Genomic DNA, 16,857 nt, shown 5'->3' on the forward strand with positions numbered 1-16,857 from the left:
GTCTCAAATATAACAACAATCATTCCGAAAAAACAAAATTTATTACCAAAATTTAACATTTAATCTATTATTGTTGCGTTTTATCAGCAAAATAAGTTGTAGTATCTTTGCAAAATTATACACCAAGAATACCTATGAATACTGCCATAACAGATGTTAATCCCAAAGAAAATATTATAATAAAAGGTGCTCAGCTCCATAATCTTAAAAATATTGATGTTGTAATTCCTAGAAATCAGCTAGTTGTAATTACAGGATTATCAGGTTCTGGTAAGTCAAGTTTAGCATTTGACACCTTGTATGCCGAGGGACAAAGGCGCTATGTAGAAAGTCTATCAAGCTATGCGCGTCAGTTTTTAGGCCGATTAAACAAACCCAAAGTAGATTTCATAAAAGGTATTGCACCTGCGATTGCAATTGAGCAAAAAGTAAATTCTACCAATCCACGTTCAACTGTAGGTACAACTACAGAAATTTATGATTATTTAAAACTACTATTTGCCAGAATTGGTAAAACATTTTCACCAATATCAGGAAATGAGGTCAAAAAACATACCGTTACAGATGTTATAGAATTTATATCACGCTTTTCGGAAGGAACCAAGCTATTGCTTTTGTCTCCTATTATTTTAGAAGAAGGAAGAACAATTGAGAATAAGTTACAGACGCTTCAAAAACAGGGCTATGCAAGAGTAAAAGTTAAGAATGAAGTATTAAGGATTGATGATGCATTAAAGGAAAATATAAAATCTATTAAAAATCTTTTTTTAGTTGTAGATCGAATAGTTTTTAAAGAGGATGAAGATTTTTTAAACAGACTGGCAGATGCCATAGAAACAGCTTTTTTCGAAGGTGTTGGTTCTTGTATTATTAAAACAGTTACTGAAGGAAAAAGAACAACTTTTAATAATAAGTTTGAATTAGATGGCATGCTGTTTCTTGAACCAAATGCACATCTTTTTAGTTTTAATAATCCATATGGAGCTTGTCCTAAATGTGAAGGTTATGGCGATATAATTGGTATTGATGAAGATTTAGTTATACCTAATAGTGCACTATCGGTATACGAAAATGCAATTTTCCCTTGGCGAGGTGAAAGTATGAGTTGGTATAAAGATCAGCTTGTCAACAATTCTCATAAGTTCGATTTCCCAATTCACAAACCATATTTTGAATTAAGTGACAATCAAAAAACATTGGTTTGGTCTGGTAATGAGTATTTTGAAGGCTTACATAGTTTCTTCTCTGAACTAGAGTCCAAGGCTTATAAAATTCAAAATCGTGTAATGCTATCGCGTTATCGAGGTAAAACAAAATGCAATGTTTGCAAGGGTAAACGATTACGTGAAGAAGCTGGTTATGTTAAAATTAATGGATCAACCATTACGGATTTAGTCGATTTACCTATCAAAGAACTTGTTTCATTTTTTAATCAATTAAAATTAGATAAGTACGATTCAAAAATTGCAAAACGACTATTAGTAGAAATCAATACTAGACTTGAATTCCTAACTAATGTAGGATTAGACTATTTAACGCTTAATAGAAAATCAAATACCCTTTCAGGCGGTGAAAGTCAACGTATTAATTTGGCCACCTCATTAGGAAGCAGTTTGGTTGGTTCTATGTACATATTAGATGAACCTAGCATTGGCCTTCACCCCAAGGATACAGAACGACTAATTAATGTTCTAAAATCACTACAAAATTTAGGTAATACAGTCATTGTTGTGGAGCACGATGAAGATATAATGAAAGCAGCAGACACCATTATAGATATTGGACCAGAGGCAGGTACTTTTGGTGGTAAGGTAGTAGCCACTGGACAATTTAAAGATATAATTGCTTCAGACAGCCTAACTGCAAAATACTTAAATGGTGAATTAAAAATTGAGATTCCTAAAAAACGTAGGGATGCTAAATACCAAATTGAAGTTGTTGGCGCAAGAGAAAATAACTTGAAAAATATTGATGTTACTTTTCCATTAGGAATGCTTACCGTAGTTACAGGAGTATCAGGTAGTGGTAAAAGTACTTTGGTAAAGAAAATATTATATCCAGCAATACAAAAGAAGTTAACAGGATTTAGTGATAAAGCTGGTCAATTCACAGAAATTAAAGGTAATTACACTAATGTTCAACATGTTGAATTTGTAGATCAAAACCCAATTGGCCGTTCTTCAAGATCAAATCCTGTGACCTATATAAAGGCCTATGATGATATAAGGGCATTATTTGCATCACAAAAATTAAGTAAAATACGTAATTACCAGGCCAAACATTTTAGTTTCAATGTAGATGGAGGTCGTTGTGAGACATGCAAAGGTGAAGGAGAAGTTACAATTGAAATGCAATTTATGGCAGATGTGCATTTAACTTGTGATACATGTGGTGGTAAACGTTTCAAAAAAGAGGTGTTAGAAGTAGCCTTTGAGGGCAAAACAATTGATGATATTTTAAACATGACTATTGATAATGCCATTGAGTTTTTTAATTCTTCCAATCAAACAAAAATTAAAAATAAACTACAACCATTGCAAGATGTAGGCTTAGGTTATGTTACTTTAGGTCAGTCCTCTTCTACGCTTTCTGGTGGTGAAGCACAGCGAATAAAATTAGCAACATTTTTAGGAAAAGGTAGTAAAAGTGAAAACGCACTTTTCATTTTTGATGAGCCTACCACAGGCTTACATTTCCATGATATTCAAAAATTGCTTAAATCGTTCCAAGCACTTATTGAAAAAGGGCATTCTATAATTGTTATTGAGCACAATATTGACTTGATAAAATGTGCAGATTACATCATAGACCTTGGACCTTCAGGTGGTAAAGGAGGTGGTAATTTAGTAGCAAACGGAACGCCAGAGGAAATAATAAAAAATACAAAATCCATTACAGGAAAATACCTATCTGTTAAGCTCCTTTAATAGAACACAAAGGAAAAGGCTATTAGTAATAAAAATGAGGTTGGGATTATAAATATTGTAAAAATAAATGTGATTATTCCACTTTTAAACCAAGTAAGCAACCAATGTTGGCGATAAAATTTTATCAGGGCTAGTAAAAAATATAAATAAGTCGATATTGCAATGAGCCAATCAATCCCATCTGGTATATCATAAACAAATCTATTTACCGCAAACAAAATACTAAATACGGTAAATAGAAAAGAAAAAAAGTAAAAACTAAAAACTAAGTGGTGCGCATATGTCCCTTTATTGAAATAGAAAATCTTCAAAATAAATGCAAACAAAGGCATTAAAAAAAACATTGCAATTGGTACACTATCAAAAAATGCTTGTACCATCCCTCCTGCTCCTCTACCTTCAATAAGATTAAGAATATTTGCAAAAAATCGTCTTTGAAAGTAACCAGCATCATCTGTCATTCCCATTTCCTTATAAATTAACTCTTTCTCAGAACCAGCATCAATCATAGAGTCAATTTTCTTCTTATTAAAACCAGAAAAAGAATTAATATTATTTGGTTCATTATTAGCGCTCTTAATTATAGAATCGGCAATTTTGAAATCTTCTTCCTTAAGCCCTAACTTATCTTGATTTTCCTTTAATGGCTTCAATACTTTTTCTAATTGTATTGAATCAAGAACGGCTTCTGCGCTATCAGCATTAATTTTATTAATTTCAATATCACCTTTTACCACCTTTTCATTAAGTGTATTTGCCTGAGACACCAGTTCTCTTGTACTAAATGATATAACAAAAAAGAAAATCACCGAAATAAATAAATACATCTGAGCAGGATGCAGATAAAGTAAACGCTTGCCTTTTATGAATTCCTTTGCAAGATGTCCTGGCTTAAACACCAACGGAAAAAAACTCTTTAAAAAACGTGCATCAAATGAGAAGTAGTTGCTTATAGTGTTATAAAATAAAACACCTATTGTAAGATCATCATTAGTCTTTTGCCCACAATGTGGACAAAATTTAAATCCTTCTTCAAAAGGTTCTTCACAATTTTGACAATTGACTTGTTGGTTATTCATGATTGGTTAATGTCTGTTTAAAATTAGTGAAATTTCTAATACACTCCACTTACAATATAGAAGATTGAAATTAAATATTGTAACAATAAAGTCATCAACAATTCATTTAATCATTTGAATATATGGCGCTTACAATAATGGCACGTTAATTGAAACCAGCTTAACTAATAGCGTAAGCCGAAAAGCTAAATATGAGTAGGCAAAATCTAAATTTTATAATTATGAAAAAATTAGTTTTACTATTTACAGGTTTGTTAATGGGATTAACAACTGTAACCGCAACAGAAAAAACTTCTGAAACTAAAAGTATCGATTTAGATATTACATCACGCTATCGCTATGCACAACCTATTTTGTTTGTAGAGCGTGGTGTAGAATTCTTAATCTTTGCTGATGGAAGCTTCGACTTTAACACAGAGATATTCTATGATTCACCTCGTAATGTCTATTACAAAGACAGAAGAAATAGAAGAAGCAGAAATTACGGAGCTCCAGGTCATGTTTATGGAAGATCTAACCATGGAACACTTGTGAGACATGATAGACTCGGTAGAGTCAGGCGCATTGGTAATGTATTTATTAATTACGACAGATTCGGAAGAATCATTAGGGCTGGTTCAGTTTATATGGACTACAGACGTGGTTTACTTCGTCAAGTTGGGGGACTTAGAGTTCTATACAACAGACATGGTTTTATGTCTGACACAAGAGGACAAGTGAATTTTGGCAATCCGGGTAATGGTGTATATGGCTTCAATGATTTTGAATCAGATCGGAATTATGATAGAAGAGGACAAGGAAATAATAGATGGGATAATGATGACTGGGAAGAAGATTGGAATGATGACGGATACTACTATTATAAAAAAGATGGAAAAGTCAAAAAACAGAAAAAACTGAAAAATAAAATTTCAGACTAATTTATAGTCCATTGACAATTTCTTAGTGGTTTTCAAAACCCTGAATATTACCCCAAATAATTCAGGGTTTTATTTATAATGTATATTACTAACAATCAGACTTTTAATTTTTTTGGCACGCTGTTTGTTTCATAGATAATGAGTATAATTTTAAAACCCTTTTACTATGAAACGATTACTATATTTATTTGCAGTTTTGGTGACGGCTAGCACCACTGCATTTGCAACTAACACAAGTTCAATGGAAGCTGATGCTTCAATTAATAATTATGTGAGAGGTTATGGTAATTCTTTCATATTTGTGGAAGCAGGTATTGAATTCTCAGTATTTGCAGATGGCCAATTCGACTTTTACATTCCTCAATATGGACCAAACGTAAATATAGGTATTAACAGACCAGGATTTACTTTAAGTTTTAATACTGGTTTTGATTATAACCCTTATGTTCAGTATGATAGTTTTGGAGCCATTGTTCAAATTGAAAACACACCTATTTTTTATGACTACTATGGTAGGGTGAATCAAGTAGGTAATATATTTATAAATTACAATGGGTTTGGGAGAATTAACAGAATTGGTGGATTAAATATTTATTACAGAAATAATGCCTTTTGGAGATATGATGGGTTTATAAATATTTACAACAGAGGTTATGTTTGGAGACCATGGCACAGATTCTATGCGATTCCACCAGTTAACTACTGTATTTTAAATACATTTCCTTATAGACAGTATTATTCACCTGTTAGATATACTTGGTATAGACCTTACAGAAATAATGTGAGATACTATAATGTAAATAATGGAAGACGCGGTAACACACAGTATGGAAGACGCAATGCTTCGACTAGAAACTCTAATAGATATGCTCAAACACCTAGAAATAGAACAGAGCGTAACATTCAGAGAACAGTTGAACGTAGAAATGCTGAAATAACAAGAACTAGATCTACACGTTTAGCCAATAATTCTGGCACAATGCGATCTAGAACTAATAATAGATCAGAAGCATTAACAACACGTTCTACTACAAGAAATAATGAGCGCGGTTTAAGCACAAGATCTAATACTAGAAATGTTGAGCGAGGTGTAAATACAAGATCTAATACCAGAGAAAATACTATGAGTAGATCTGGAACTAATAGAAATAGTAATGCTACTACTTCTCATTCTAACTCTAGAGTATCATCTCAAAATAGAACAAGTAGACTGAATAATACGTCACGTTCAAGAAATATTAAAGAAAATGTGACCAGAAGTAGATCTTCTGTGTCCAATAAGAAAGTAAGAACAAATAGTTCTTCTGTTAGAAAACCAAAAGCGACTAATTCTCGTAAATATAACAGACCGTCGTCGCAAAACAGAAGTAAACAGAAAAGTACAATTCAAAATAAAAGAAAGTCATCGTCTGTATCAACAAGATCTAAAAGTAGTAGAAAAAGCAACCAAAGTTCTACCAGATCAAGTTCAAGACGAACAAGAGGATAAAATAATGATTTTTTTGGTTGGTTAGTAGAAGTCCCGTATGCTGTATGCCTCAGAGCACCTTACGGGACTTCTCATTTATAGAAAAAGTACTTAAAGTTTTAAGTACTTTTTTATTTGTTCATTCACGTCCTCTGAAACATTCATTTTATAAATACTAATAAAGTATAAAATACCGATTAAAATGGATTTTAAAGCTATATTAAGAATTGGATGGAATGGAAAATCCCAGAAATACAAAATTAGAACTGAAACTACTAAGACAATACATATTTTCAACGATTGAACTGAAAAGGGTTGCATTTTAAACTTCTGTTTAACAAAGACGATTTTTACAGTATTGTAAAGCACAATGGCTAAAAAAGTAGCAAATGCAGATCCTTCAATTCCATATATTGGAATAAAAATAATATTCAAAACTATTGCAATAACCGCAAGAAAAACACCAAAATATAGAACCATCTTATAGTAATCACTATTAAATAGAATGGCATTGTTATTTCCTAGACTATTATCATAAAGTTTAGCAAGGCTAACAATAAATACAACAAACAAACCACCTGTAAATTCTTCAGGTAGAATTAGATAAAGCTGTTTTATATTTAAAACAATTAGCAGAAAAATAAATCCACTAATAATTAACAATGTCATGGAACTTCGTTTATATAAATCTTCTAGTGATTCACTATCATTTTCGTTTAAGTATTTCGCAGTCAAAGGCATCATAATTTGATGCATAGCACGTTGTGGTACTGCTATTACCGTTGCTATAAAAATTGCAACACTGTAATATGCGACTTGCTCAATGTCCTCAATTAAAATTCCTATCATAAATTTATCTATATCCAAAATCAACATTGCGACTGAGCCAGCAATTATCATTAGCAAAGCATATCTAAGAATTGATGATATATTATTTGGCAATTGAAATACAATTTTTGGAAATCTAACAGTATAGGCATACAACTTCATAATTAGCATTCTAAATACATAAACACCGACCAATCCAATAATGAACTCATCGATGCTAAGCCATTTAAGGTAAACTGCAAATAACAAAATCATTATAGCTATTCTATGGAAAACCTCTTTCATTATATTACCAAAAACAGTTTGCATTTGCACTTTTGTCCACGCAAAAAAGATCTCAAAATAGGCCATGGCAATAGCCAAAATAAAAATATGCCATGTGTAATTTTTTACAATTGAATTTTCTCTAGAAAGAAAGGATCCAATTGCTTCATATGAGAAATAACCAATAATTGCAGCTGGAATGATAAAAATCAATGGGAGGAAGAGCATCAATGTTAGGAATCCATTAATGCTATTTTTTGCTTTAAAAGAAGAATAATATTTAATTATCGCATTATGAACTCCAAACGCCATGAAAGGCATCATTATATTGGCTGTAGATAACAAAAAAGCAACTAGGCCATAATACTGATCAGTTAGAAAATTTGTATAAAGGAAAAGCGTGTTAATAGCACCTATACCAAAACCTAGATAAGTACTAATGGTATTTTTGAAAGATTGTTTTAAAATGATGCCCATTGTAAGGCAATTTACAACTTAATTTTATTTATGATTAAGGCATCGTAATTAAACCCTATTTATAATTTTGCTCAATTTTTCGGTTAAGGCTTTACGGCTATATTGTGCTATGCCAACTGCATTTACTTCTATATTCTGCGAATTGTAATCTGCAAATAATGATAAAATTTGAGTCTTTAGATTAGCCTTGGCATCATAAGTAAAATAATACCCAGTATTTGTAGATTTTATTATTTTCTCCACATCAGAATCAGATGGACCGACGGCTAAAATTGGAGTTTCAGAAATCAAATACTCAAAAACCTTACCTGGTATTATTGTTTTTGTATCCTCAGAATCAATTTCAATCAATAATAATACTTGCGATTTCATTTGATAAGCTAATGCTTCTTTATGCTCCACATAGCCAACAACATTCAAATAATTATCAAGTTGATGGTCTTTAATTGATTGTAATACCTCCTCGCTTACAACTCCAATTAAATTTAATTGGAACTTTTCAGCAAAATCATCATTTTCAGAAATGATTTCTGAAATAACTTCCCACAATACTTGAGGATTTCTTTCAGATAATAATGATCCTATATGTGAGAACGTGAAATTTTCATCTTTCTGGTCATTCGTTACGTTATGACGATCATAACCATTTGTAATTACTGTAATAGGTTGGCTTGTTTTAGAGGAAAACCCAGTTTTAGTATTATTACTAGTAACAATTATCTCATCAGCACTGTTGAGTACCTGAGATTCGAGAGTTCTATGCTTTCTCTCAGCTCTAGGAGTTAATTTTAACTCTTTATGATATCCTATGGTTGTCCATGGATCTCTAAAATCGGCTATCCACTTTACTCCTATGGCATTCTTTATATTTAAGCCTATTAAATGAAGACTATGTGGTGGTCCTGTAGTTACAATAGTATTTATGCCACTTTCAGTTAAGTATTTGGTAAGAAATTTTACGGAAGGATTAATCCAATTTTTTCGTGCATCTGGAATGAAATAGTTTCCTCTAACATAAAGCAATAATTTTTCTATAAAAGATTGCTTTTTTACTCTAGGGATAATACCAGAGCTTATTTTATTTGCACTTTTTTTTGAAAATATACGAGCTAATCCATACGGTTCCCTAATTGTTTTTTTTATTACCTCTATATCATTTGAAACCTCATCAATTAAACTCTCATCAATTATTGGATAGCTTGGGTTTTCTGGACAATAAACTATAGGGATTATATTAAAATCTGGTAGATATTTTACAAATTTTAACCATCGCTGTACACCAGGACCTCCAGCTGGTGGCCAATAATAAGTTATTACTAAAACTTTCTTAGATTGCATTAGTTCAATTAAGCATCAGTTTTACTCCGTTTATACTCGTAAAATACACCCAATATTAATAAGATGCCTAATATGGCAGAGCTGGCTAATGCTATGTTACTTCCTGTTTTAACCACTTGAGGTTCAAATTTAAATTCTATAATATGATTACCCTTAGGTATAAACATTCCCCTTAAAACATAGTTAACACGTTGATGAGGAACTTCTTTACCATCAATTGATGAAATCCATCCTGGCTGATAGTATATCTCTGAAAATACAGCGAAACCATCATTGCTATTATTAGACTCGTATTTTAAGTAATTTGGTCTAAATTCTTTAAGCTGTATTGAGGCAATAGAATCTACCAAGAAGTTATTTCTAAAATTATTAGTTTCAATAATGGACGTTTGTACTACCGCTTTTGTTTTAGTATCTAAACTATCGAGTGCTTTTATTTCTTCGTTAGCACTTTTGACACTTTCAAATCCTGAAATAAACCAGGCGTTACCATTTGTCTCTTTATTTGTGTATGGTAGCAATTGACCTTGTTCTTCAATAATAATGTACTTTGTATTAAGCATATTCAACACATTCATATTATTACGATAAACATGAAAATCTAATAGCTCATTATATCTTCCCAATTTTGCCGCATGATAGCCGAATAATGAGTTATGAAAATATGCTGCTCTTCCAGGCTGACTCTGACCTTGAGATGACATGTCCAATACTCTAAAATGACTTTTGTCTTGTAGTATTTCCTTATCTGCTGCGTTAAGTTGATATGGCTTATCTACTAAACGAGCTGGTTTAAAATTATCATTATTTACATATTCTCTGTTAACAGAAACTGAATCGAATAACAATAAAATTGCAAATACAATAATCACTAATTTTTCTGATAGCTTTTCCTTTATATAAAGTAAAACAGTGCCAGCAGACAGTAGGACAAAGATTAAAGTTCTTAATGTATCTGAAGTAAATAAAGCCTTTCTGTCTTTAACCAGGGCATCTACAAAAGGTTCGCCATAGGCTTGTGCATATCGATCATCACGTAATCCTTCAAAATCAAATAAAGTAGATTTAAATAATAAGAAAACAAGGCACAGACCGGCAGTAATAATGACTGTGTATTTTAAATACTTTAATTTTTCTTCATTCTTTTGAAAATCATTAAACAACCGTACTAATGCAAAAACACCAAGTATTGGAATACACAATTCTAATATTACTTGTATAGAACTTACTGCTCTGAATTTATTGTATAATGGCACATAATCAATAAAGAAGTTGGTTAAAAAATCTAGGTTTTTGCCATATGATAATAGCAATGACAGTATTGTTCCACCAACTAACCACCACTTTAATCTTCCCCTTACTAAAAACAACCCAAGTACAAATAGAAAAATTATAACTGCTCCTACATAAGCAGGTGCTTCAACTATGGGCTGATCTCCCCAATACATCGGTGCTTCTCTAGATGCCTCCAACGCCTCAATTGGAGAAGCTCCTAAATTTACATAAGCCCTATAAATTGCTGATTCCTTACCTACATCTTCCCTATTTCCACCACCCATGAATTTAGGTATATAAAGATTAAAAGTTTCCCATATTCCGTAACTATACTCAGTGATGTATTCGTTAGATAATCCTGTTGAAACTTCTTTTGGTGAACCATCAGGATTTATTGTTAGCTCACTTTTGCCACGTGTACTTTCTTTTACATACTCCTGAGTAGCCAAGAAATTAGTAGCATTTAATCCTACAGAGATAATAGCAGCAACTCCTAATATACCCACAGATTTAAAAAAGTGAGGTAAGAGTTTCTTTTTATACGCGTCAATTAAATAGGCAATTCCTAATACTAAAACCAGTAAAAGAAGATAATATGTCATTTGAAAGTGATTGGCGACTATCTCTAATCCAAGTGCTATAGTAGTTAATAAAAACCCTAAGATATATTGCTTTCTAAAGGTTAAAACAATTCCAGCTAAAACCAATGGCATGTATGCAATAGCATGCGCTTTAGAATTGTGGCCTACTCCAAGTATAATTATTAAATATGTAGAAAAGCCAAATGCTAATGCCCCTAAGGCTGCAAGTCTAAAATCAACTTTTAAGCAAAGCAAAAGAATATAAAAACCTAAAAAATATAAGAATAAATAATCTGCTGGTCTTGGAAGAAACCGTAAGGTTAAATCTAATTTCTTAATATAATTATGAGGATATTTTGCCCCTAACTGGTAGGTTGGCATTCCTCCAAAAGCACTGTTTGTCCAATACGTTTCTTCACCTGTTGACTTGGCAAATTCCTTTTGCTGTTGGGCCATACCAATGTAATGCATAATATCACTTTGGTATATTTTCTTACCTTTTAAAACAGGACTAAAATAAGCCAATGATAAAATAACAAATCCTAGTAAAACAAAAAGATGCGGAAGGAATTTCTTCAAAGAAAATGACATGAATTATGTATAAATTGAATGATTCTGAAAAGTAGTTATTTTTTTGAAAAGAATTGAGTAGGAATTACTCAATTTCCTCGTAATCGATATATTCACCTACTTTATCATTTGAGTTTTTGGTCTTATTAGGCATTTTGTCAATAACTGTTTCACCCTCTTTTCTTATGTCATTTTGAGGATTGTTTTGATTTTGAAATCCACCAAATTGATCTCCAAATCGTTGTTCTGCTTGTTTCGCCACAAATCTCAATAATAATGGTGTGAAAATGCGTGACAGTATCTTTAATCCAAAATAGATTAATAAAATAATTAATGTAGTTCTTAATAATCCCATTACCGAGGCGGTATATATCATTTTATCAAATTCATATCAAAAATACAATTCTCATAATTTATAATACGTTATAATTCCCTAAAAAAACTATAAAATATATATATTTGACTTTAAACAAAAACCAATGAAAATACTCAGATCACTACTTACCTTACTAATTTCATTCAGTTTTTTTTCAGCTTTTGGTCAATACACAGAAGTCATTAATTCTAACAGACCTGGTGTTTCAGAAAGTGCATTTTCTGTAGGTACTGGCATACTTCAATTTGAAGCTGGTGCTTTTACTGTTAAAGAAGAACACACACCTCTCAATTATGAAGTAGGTGGTTTTGGCTTTGATTTTTCCATTAGATATGGTGTATTATTTGAACAACTTGAATTTTCTCTTGACGGTATATATCAGAATGACAAAATAACGTTTAATAATGCAGCAATCCCAGTTGAAAACAATAGGTCAAATTTTAAAAATTTTACTCTGGGTGCTAAATACTTGGTTTATGACCCATATAAAAATGCTGAAGACGATAAACCAAACCTCTATAGCTATCATGCAAACAGAGCGTTTAAGTGGAAATCATTAATACCTGCGGTCGCAGTATATGTAGGTGCAAATTTTGATAGTGATCCTAATCCTTACACAGCAGCAAGCGTAGAAGGTTTTAGTCCAAAAGTAATGATTGCAACACAAAACAATTTTAATGGAGGTTGGGTGTTTGTAATGAATTTGATACAAGACAGAATAGGGAGTGATGATTCAATTTTTCAATATGTACTTACATTGACACATTCGTTTAATCCACAATGGGTAATATTTGGCGAAGCACAAGGAATAAACAGCGACTTCTATGCAGATAATATTTTCAGGGTAGGTGGTGCATATTTATGGAGTAAGGATTTTCAATTAGATGCTAATATTGCGTTTAATACAAAGGACACACCCTCAGTATTTAATATAGCATTAGGTGCATCTTATCGTTTAGATTTTCATAAGGACAAGAAAATTGATAACGGTTACTAGACTAAAATTACCTTAACCAACCATATGATTACAATAAAAGAAGTTTCTTCAAAATCAGGATTAAGAACCTTTGTTAAATTTCCGTTTAAGCTTTACAAAGGTTCAAAATATTGGGTTCCCCCTATTATTTCAGAAGAAGTAAAAACATTCAATAAAGACCAAAATCCAGTATTTAAGGATGCTGATGCACGATTTTTCTTAGCTTATAGAGAAAATGAAGTTGTTGGCCGTGTAGCTGCAATAATAAATTGGTTAGAAATTAAAGGCCAAAAACAAAAGAAAATGCGTTTTGGGTGGTTTGATTTTATTGATGATTTTGAGGTTAGCAAATCTTTACTGGAAATGGTTGAAAGCATTGGTAGGGAAAATAAATTAGATTATGCTGAAGGACCTGTTGGGTTCTCTAACTTGGACAAAGTTGGAGTAATGACTGAAGGGTTTGATAGTATCGCACCAATGATCACATGGTATAATCATCCTTATTATGTAGAGCACTATATAAAGCATGGCTATCAAATTGAAAAAGAATATTCCGAAAGTAAATTTCCTTTTAAAAATGTTACCCCAGAAAACTTTGCAAAAGCACAAAGGCTTATAAAACGTCGTTATAATCTCACAGCCCTTAAGTTTACAAAAACTGAAGAGGTGATGCCTTATGCGGACAAAATGTTTGATCTATTTAACGAAAGTTATGCTGCGCTTTCTTCCTTCGTTGAAATCACAGATATCCAAAAAGAATATTTTAAGAAAAAGTTTATAAGTTTTGTTAATCCAGAGTACATTAAATTTGTGATAGATGCAGACGATAATCTGATTGGGTTTGCTATTGTTATGCCTCGTTTTGCAGAAGCCTTGCAAAAAGCTAAAGGGAAAATATTCCCCTTCGGATTTAGACACATATTAAAAGCTAAAAAGAAAAGTAAAGATGTCATTTTTTATCTTATCGGTATTCATCCTGACTATCAAAATAAGGGTGTACATGCTGTGATTTTTAATGAATATTACGAAACTTTTAAAGCTCTAGGTATTGAAAATTGCTATAGAACACCAGAATTAGAGGATAACGATGCTATTCATAAAATATGGAAGCATTTTGATCCACTGGTTTATAAGAGGCGTAAAACATTCAGGAAAAACCTTTTTTAAAAAAAAGAAAGACTTTGTATCCACAAAGTCTTTCTTATTTATTTTGAATGTAAATGTCTATTCGCCCATGGCAGCTATTAAAGCCGCTGACATTCTTTTATAAGTTCCATTGGTTAGGCGCTCTCTAATTGCATCGAAGGCATCTAACGTAAGTTTTACATCCTCTAATGTATGAGTAGCAGTCGGAATCATTCTTAATAAGATCAATCCTTTTGGTATAACAGGATACACGACAATAGAACAGAATATACCGTGGTTCTCTCTTAAATCTCTTACTAATGCCATTGCTTCAGGAATACTACCCTTTAAATACACAGGTGTTACACAACTTTGAGTTGTACCAATATCAAAACCACGTTCTTTAAGACCAGATTGTAATGCGTTTACAATCTTCCATAGATTTTGTTTTAATTCTGGCATAGTCCTCAACATATCCAAACGCTTAAGTGCACCCTTAGTCAATGTCATTTGCAATGACTTTGCGAACATTTGAGAACGAAGGTTATATTTAAGATAATCGATAATTTCTTTATCTCCAGCAATAAATGCTCCAGTACTTGCCATAGATTTTGCAAACGTGGCAAAATAAACGTCGATATCATCTTGTACACTTTGTTCTTCACCTGCACCTGCACCTGTTGCTCCTAAAGTTCCAAAACCGTGTGCATCATCTACTAGAAATCTAAAATTAAACTTCTTTTTTAATTCAACTATCTCTTTTAATCTTCCTTGCTCACCTCGCATTCCAAAAACACCTTCTGAAATAACAAGAATTCCTCCTCCTGTTTGCTCTGCCATTTTAGTGGCACGTTCAAGATTTTTTTCTAAACTAGCAACATCATTATGTTTATAAGTAAATCTTTTACCCATATGTAATCGCACACCATCAATGATACATGCATGTGCATCGACATCATACACAATAATATCATCCTTGCCCACTAAAGCATCAATTGTTGACATAATACCTTGATAACCGAAATTTAAAAGATATGCTGCCTCTTTACTAACAAATTCTGCAAGTTCATTTTGTAACTGCTCATGCAATTCTGTATGCCCAGACATCATACGAGCACCCATTGGATAAGCAGAGCCATATTCAGCCGCAGCTTCTGCATCTATTTTTCTAACCTCAGGATGATTTGCCAAACCCAAGTAATCATTTATACTCCAAGTTATCACTTCCTTACCCTGAAATTTCATTCTGTTAGAAATTTGACCTTCTAATTTAGGAAACACAAAATAACCTTCAGCTTGAGATGCCCATTTACCTAAAGGACCCTTATCTCTATAAATCTTTTCAAATAAATCTTTCATTAGTTAAGTTTGCCATTAATCGATTCATTAGTGATTTTAATTACACCATGAAACTCTTAAAGTTTAGTTAATTTAATCTTGTTAGTTCGTGCAAAATTAGTTAATAATATTATGACAGCATAATTTATTTTTTTTGACTATTCACACGGTTTTCAACATAAAAAAAACCTATCATGGAACTACCATGATAGGCTTATATTATTAGTGTTATTTTATTACTTTATATATTCTATGGTAGTATGTACTTCGTGCTTACTATCAAAGAATCCTTGATCTTGCATCCATTTATCACTATATACTTTGCTCATATATCTTGATCCATGGTCAGGAAAAACAACGACTACCTTATCGGTTGATTTAAATTCTCCACCTTCATTTAATTGCTTAATAGCCTGCATTGCAGCACCGCTTGTGTATCCTACAAAAAGGCCTTCAGTATTAGAAATTTCTCTTGCTGTATGTGCACTTTCTTCATCAGTAACCTTTACGAATTTGTCAATGGTATCAAAGTCTGTTGCAGAAGGAATAAGGTTTTTACCTAATCCTTCGATACGATATGGATAAATCTCTTTGTCATCAAATTCACGTGTTTCGTGATATTTTTTTAAGACTGAACCATAAGCATCAACACCTATAATTTTTACCTCTGGATTTTGCTCTTTTAAATACTTAGCAATACCAGAAATTGTCCCACCAGTACCACTACAAGCCACAAGGTGAGTTATTTCACCTTCTGTCTGATCCCAAATTTCAGGCCCAGTTGTGTTGTAATGAGCATCAATATTCAATTGATTAAAGTATTGATTAATATATATAGAACCTTTTATTTCTTCGTGTAATCGTTTTGCTACTTGATAATAAGACCTTGGATCATCAGCATTAACATGAGCAGGACAAACATATACTTTCGCTCCCATTGACTTTAACATATCAATTTTATCGGCAGAAGATTTTGAACTCACTGCAAGTATACACTCATAGCCTTTAATAATACTAACCATAGCAATACTAAAACCTGTATTACCAGATGTAGTTTCAATAATTGTATCACCAGGTGTCAAAATTCCTTGACGCTCTGCTTCTTCAATTATGTGTAATGCTATTCTGTCTTTAGAGGAATGACCTGGATTAAACGCTTCAACTTTAGCATAATAATCGCCTTTAAAGTCGGCAGTCATTTTGTTTAATTTGATTAAGGGAGTACTGCCAATCAGCTGCAATACGTTATCAAATACATTTTTGTTGTTGCTCATAAATGCTATTTATCACTCATCAATTTAATAAAATGATGACT

The 16,857-nt window shown here is 32.2% G+C and carries 12 protein-coding genes; 5 read left to right on the forward strand and 7 right to left on the reverse strand.

The annotated features are described in order from the left end of the window. Positions 1-134: 134 nt before the first annotated feature. Positions 135-2,927: an excinuclease ABC subunit UvrA gene (gene uvrA / locus ACFWV9_RS15485; RefSeq protein ID WP_411896208.1), complete on the forward strand. Its 2,793-nt coding sequence runs from the start codon at positions 135-137 to the stop codon at positions 2,925-2,927. Here the strand turns inward: uvrA and ACFWV9_RS15490 are convergent. After that, entirely contained in the window at positions 2,924-4,006 is a 1,083-nt protein-coding gene (locus ACFWV9_RS15490; RefSeq protein WP_411896142.1) for a DUF3667 domain-containing protein, read from the reverse strand. The genes uvrA and ACFWV9_RS15490 overlap by 4 nt on opposite strands. Before the next feature lie 221 nt (positions 4,007-4,227). On the opposite strand from ACFWV9_RS15490, the gene ACFWV9_RS15495 reads away from it, so the two are divergent. Next, positions 4,228-4,926: a hypothetical protein gene (locus ACFWV9_RS15495; RefSeq protein WP_411896143.1), complete on the forward strand. Its 699-nt coding sequence runs from the start codon at positions 4,228-4,230 to the stop codon at positions 4,924-4,926. A 166-nt stretch (positions 4,927-5,092) separates the two neighbouring features. After that, on the forward strand, positions 5,093-6,415 hold the full coding sequence (locus ACFWV9_RS15500; protein ID WP_411896144.1) for a hypothetical protein: 1,323 nt from the start codon (positions 5,093-5,095) through the stop codon (positions 6,413-6,415). Positions 6,416-6,505: 90 nt separating this feature from the next. On the opposite strand, the gene ACFWV9_RS15505 is transcribed toward ACFWV9_RS15500, so the two are convergent. The 4 genes from ACFWV9_RS15505 to ACFWV9_RS15520 form a co-directional block, all read right to left on the reverse strand. After that, positions 6,506-7,963 carry a polysaccharide biosynthesis C-terminal domain-containing protein gene (locus ACFWV9_RS15505; RefSeq protein ID WP_411896145.1) on the reverse strand — a complete coding sequence of 486 codons (1,458 nt, stop codon included), beginning with the start codon at positions 7,961-7,963 and terminating at the stop codon, positions 6,506-6,508. Positions 7,964-8,011: 48 nt separating this feature from the next. Continuing rightward, on the reverse strand, positions 8,012-9,301 hold the full coding sequence (locus ACFWV9_RS15510) for a glycosyltransferase family 4 protein (protein WP_411896146.1): 1,290 nt from the start codon (positions 9,299-9,301) through the stop codon (positions 8,012-8,014). 8 nt (positions 9,302-9,309) lie between these two features. Then, the gene (locus ACFWV9_RS15515; protein WP_411896147.1) at positions 9,310-11,748 is read right to left on the reverse strand and encodes a YfhO family protein; all 2,439 of its coding nucleotides are present in this window, start codon (positions 11,746-11,748) and stop codon (positions 9,310-9,312) included. Positions 11,749-11,812: 64 nt separating this feature from the next. Beyond that, positions 11,813-12,103: a DUF4834 family protein gene (locus tag ACFWV9_RS15520; protein WP_411896148.1), complete on the reverse strand. Its 291-nt coding sequence runs from the start codon at positions 12,101-12,103 to the stop codon at positions 11,813-11,815. 103 nt (positions 12,104-12,206) lie between these two features. On the opposite strand from ACFWV9_RS15520, the gene ACFWV9_RS15525 reads away from it, so the two are divergent. Together ACFWV9_RS15525 and ACFWV9_RS15530 are read left to right on the forward strand one after the other, a co-directional pair. Further along, entirely contained in the window at positions 12,207-13,100 is an 894-nt protein-coding gene (locus tag ACFWV9_RS15525; protein ID WP_411896149.1) for a transporter, read from the forward strand. Positions 13,101-13,124: 24 nt separating this feature from the next. Then, the gene (locus ACFWV9_RS15530; RefSeq protein WP_411896150.1) at positions 13,125-14,246 is read left to right on the forward strand and encodes a GTP cyclohydrolase; all 1,122 of its coding nucleotides are present in this window, start codon (positions 13,125-13,127) and stop codon (positions 14,244-14,246) included. A gap of 57 nt (positions 14,247-14,303) precedes the next feature. Here the strand turns inward: ACFWV9_RS15530 and ACFWV9_RS15535 are convergent, their stop codons facing one another. Next, positions 14,304-15,563 (reverse strand): aminotransferase class I/II-fold pyridoxal phosphate-dependent enzyme, encoded by a 1,260-nt coding sequence (locus tag ACFWV9_RS15535; protein ID WP_411896151.1) that lies wholly within the window; start codon positions 15,561-15,563, stop codon positions 14,304-14,306. A 215-nt stretch (positions 15,564-15,778) separates the two neighbouring features. Then, a complete protein-coding gene (locus tag ACFWV9_RS15540; protein WP_411896152.1) occupies positions 15,779-16,816 on the reverse strand; it encodes a PLP-dependent cysteine synthase family protein in 1,038 nt (345 codons plus the stop codon). Between the last annotated feature and the right edge of the window lie 41 nt (positions 16,817-16,857).

The sequence above is a fragment of the Winogradskyella sp. A2 genome, assembly GCF_046762865.1.
Lineage (GTDB): Bacteria > Bacteroidota > Bacteroidia > Flavobacteriales > Flavobacteriaceae > Winogradskyella.

Coding starts and splice junctions, on each gene's coding strand:
- ACFWV9_RS15520 (WP_411896148.1), bottom strand. CDS start 12,103: ATGATATATACCGCCTCGGTAATGGGATTATTAAGAACTACATTAATT.
- ACFWV9_RS15495 (WP_411896143.1), top strand. CDS start 4,228: ATGAAAAAATTAGTTTTACTATTTACAGGTTTGTTAATGGGATTAACA.
- ACFWV9_RS15500 (WP_411896144.1), top strand. CDS start 5,093: ATGAAACGATTACTATATTTATTTGCAGTTTTGGTGACGGCTAGCACC.
- ACFWV9_RS15510 (WP_411896146.1), bottom strand. CDS start 9,301: ATGCAATCTAAGAAAGTTTTAGTAATAACTTATTATTGGCCACCAGCT.
- ACFWV9_RS15505 (WP_411896145.1), bottom strand. CDS start 7,963: ATGGGCATCATTTTAAAACAATCTTTCAAAAATACCATTAGTACTTAT.
- ACFWV9_RS15525 (WP_411896149.1), top strand. CDS start 12,207: ATGAAAATACTCAGATCACTACTTACCTTACTAATTTCATTCAGTTTT.
- ACFWV9_RS15530 (WP_411896150.1), top strand. CDS start 13,125: ATGATTACAATAAAAGAAGTTTCTTCAAAATCAGGATTAAGAACCTTT.
- ACFWV9_RS15490 (WP_411896142.1), bottom strand. CDS start 4,006: ATGAATAACCAACAAGTCAATTGTCAAAATTGTGAAGAACCTTTTGAA.
- ACFWV9_RS15535 (WP_411896151.1), bottom strand. CDS start 15,563: ATGAAAGATTTATTTGAAAAGATTTATAGAGATAAGGGTCCTTTAGGT.
- ACFWV9_RS15540 (WP_411896152.1), bottom strand. CDS start 16,816: ATGAGCAACAACAAAAATGTATTTGATAACGTATTGCAGCTGATTGGC.
- ACFWV9_RS15515 (WP_411896147.1), bottom strand. CDS start 11,748: ATGTCATTTTCTTTGAAGAAATTCCTTCCGCATCTTTTTGTTTTACTA.
- uvrA (WP_411896208.1), top strand. CDS start 135: ATGAATACTGCCATAACAGATGTTAATCCCAAAGAAAATATTATAATA.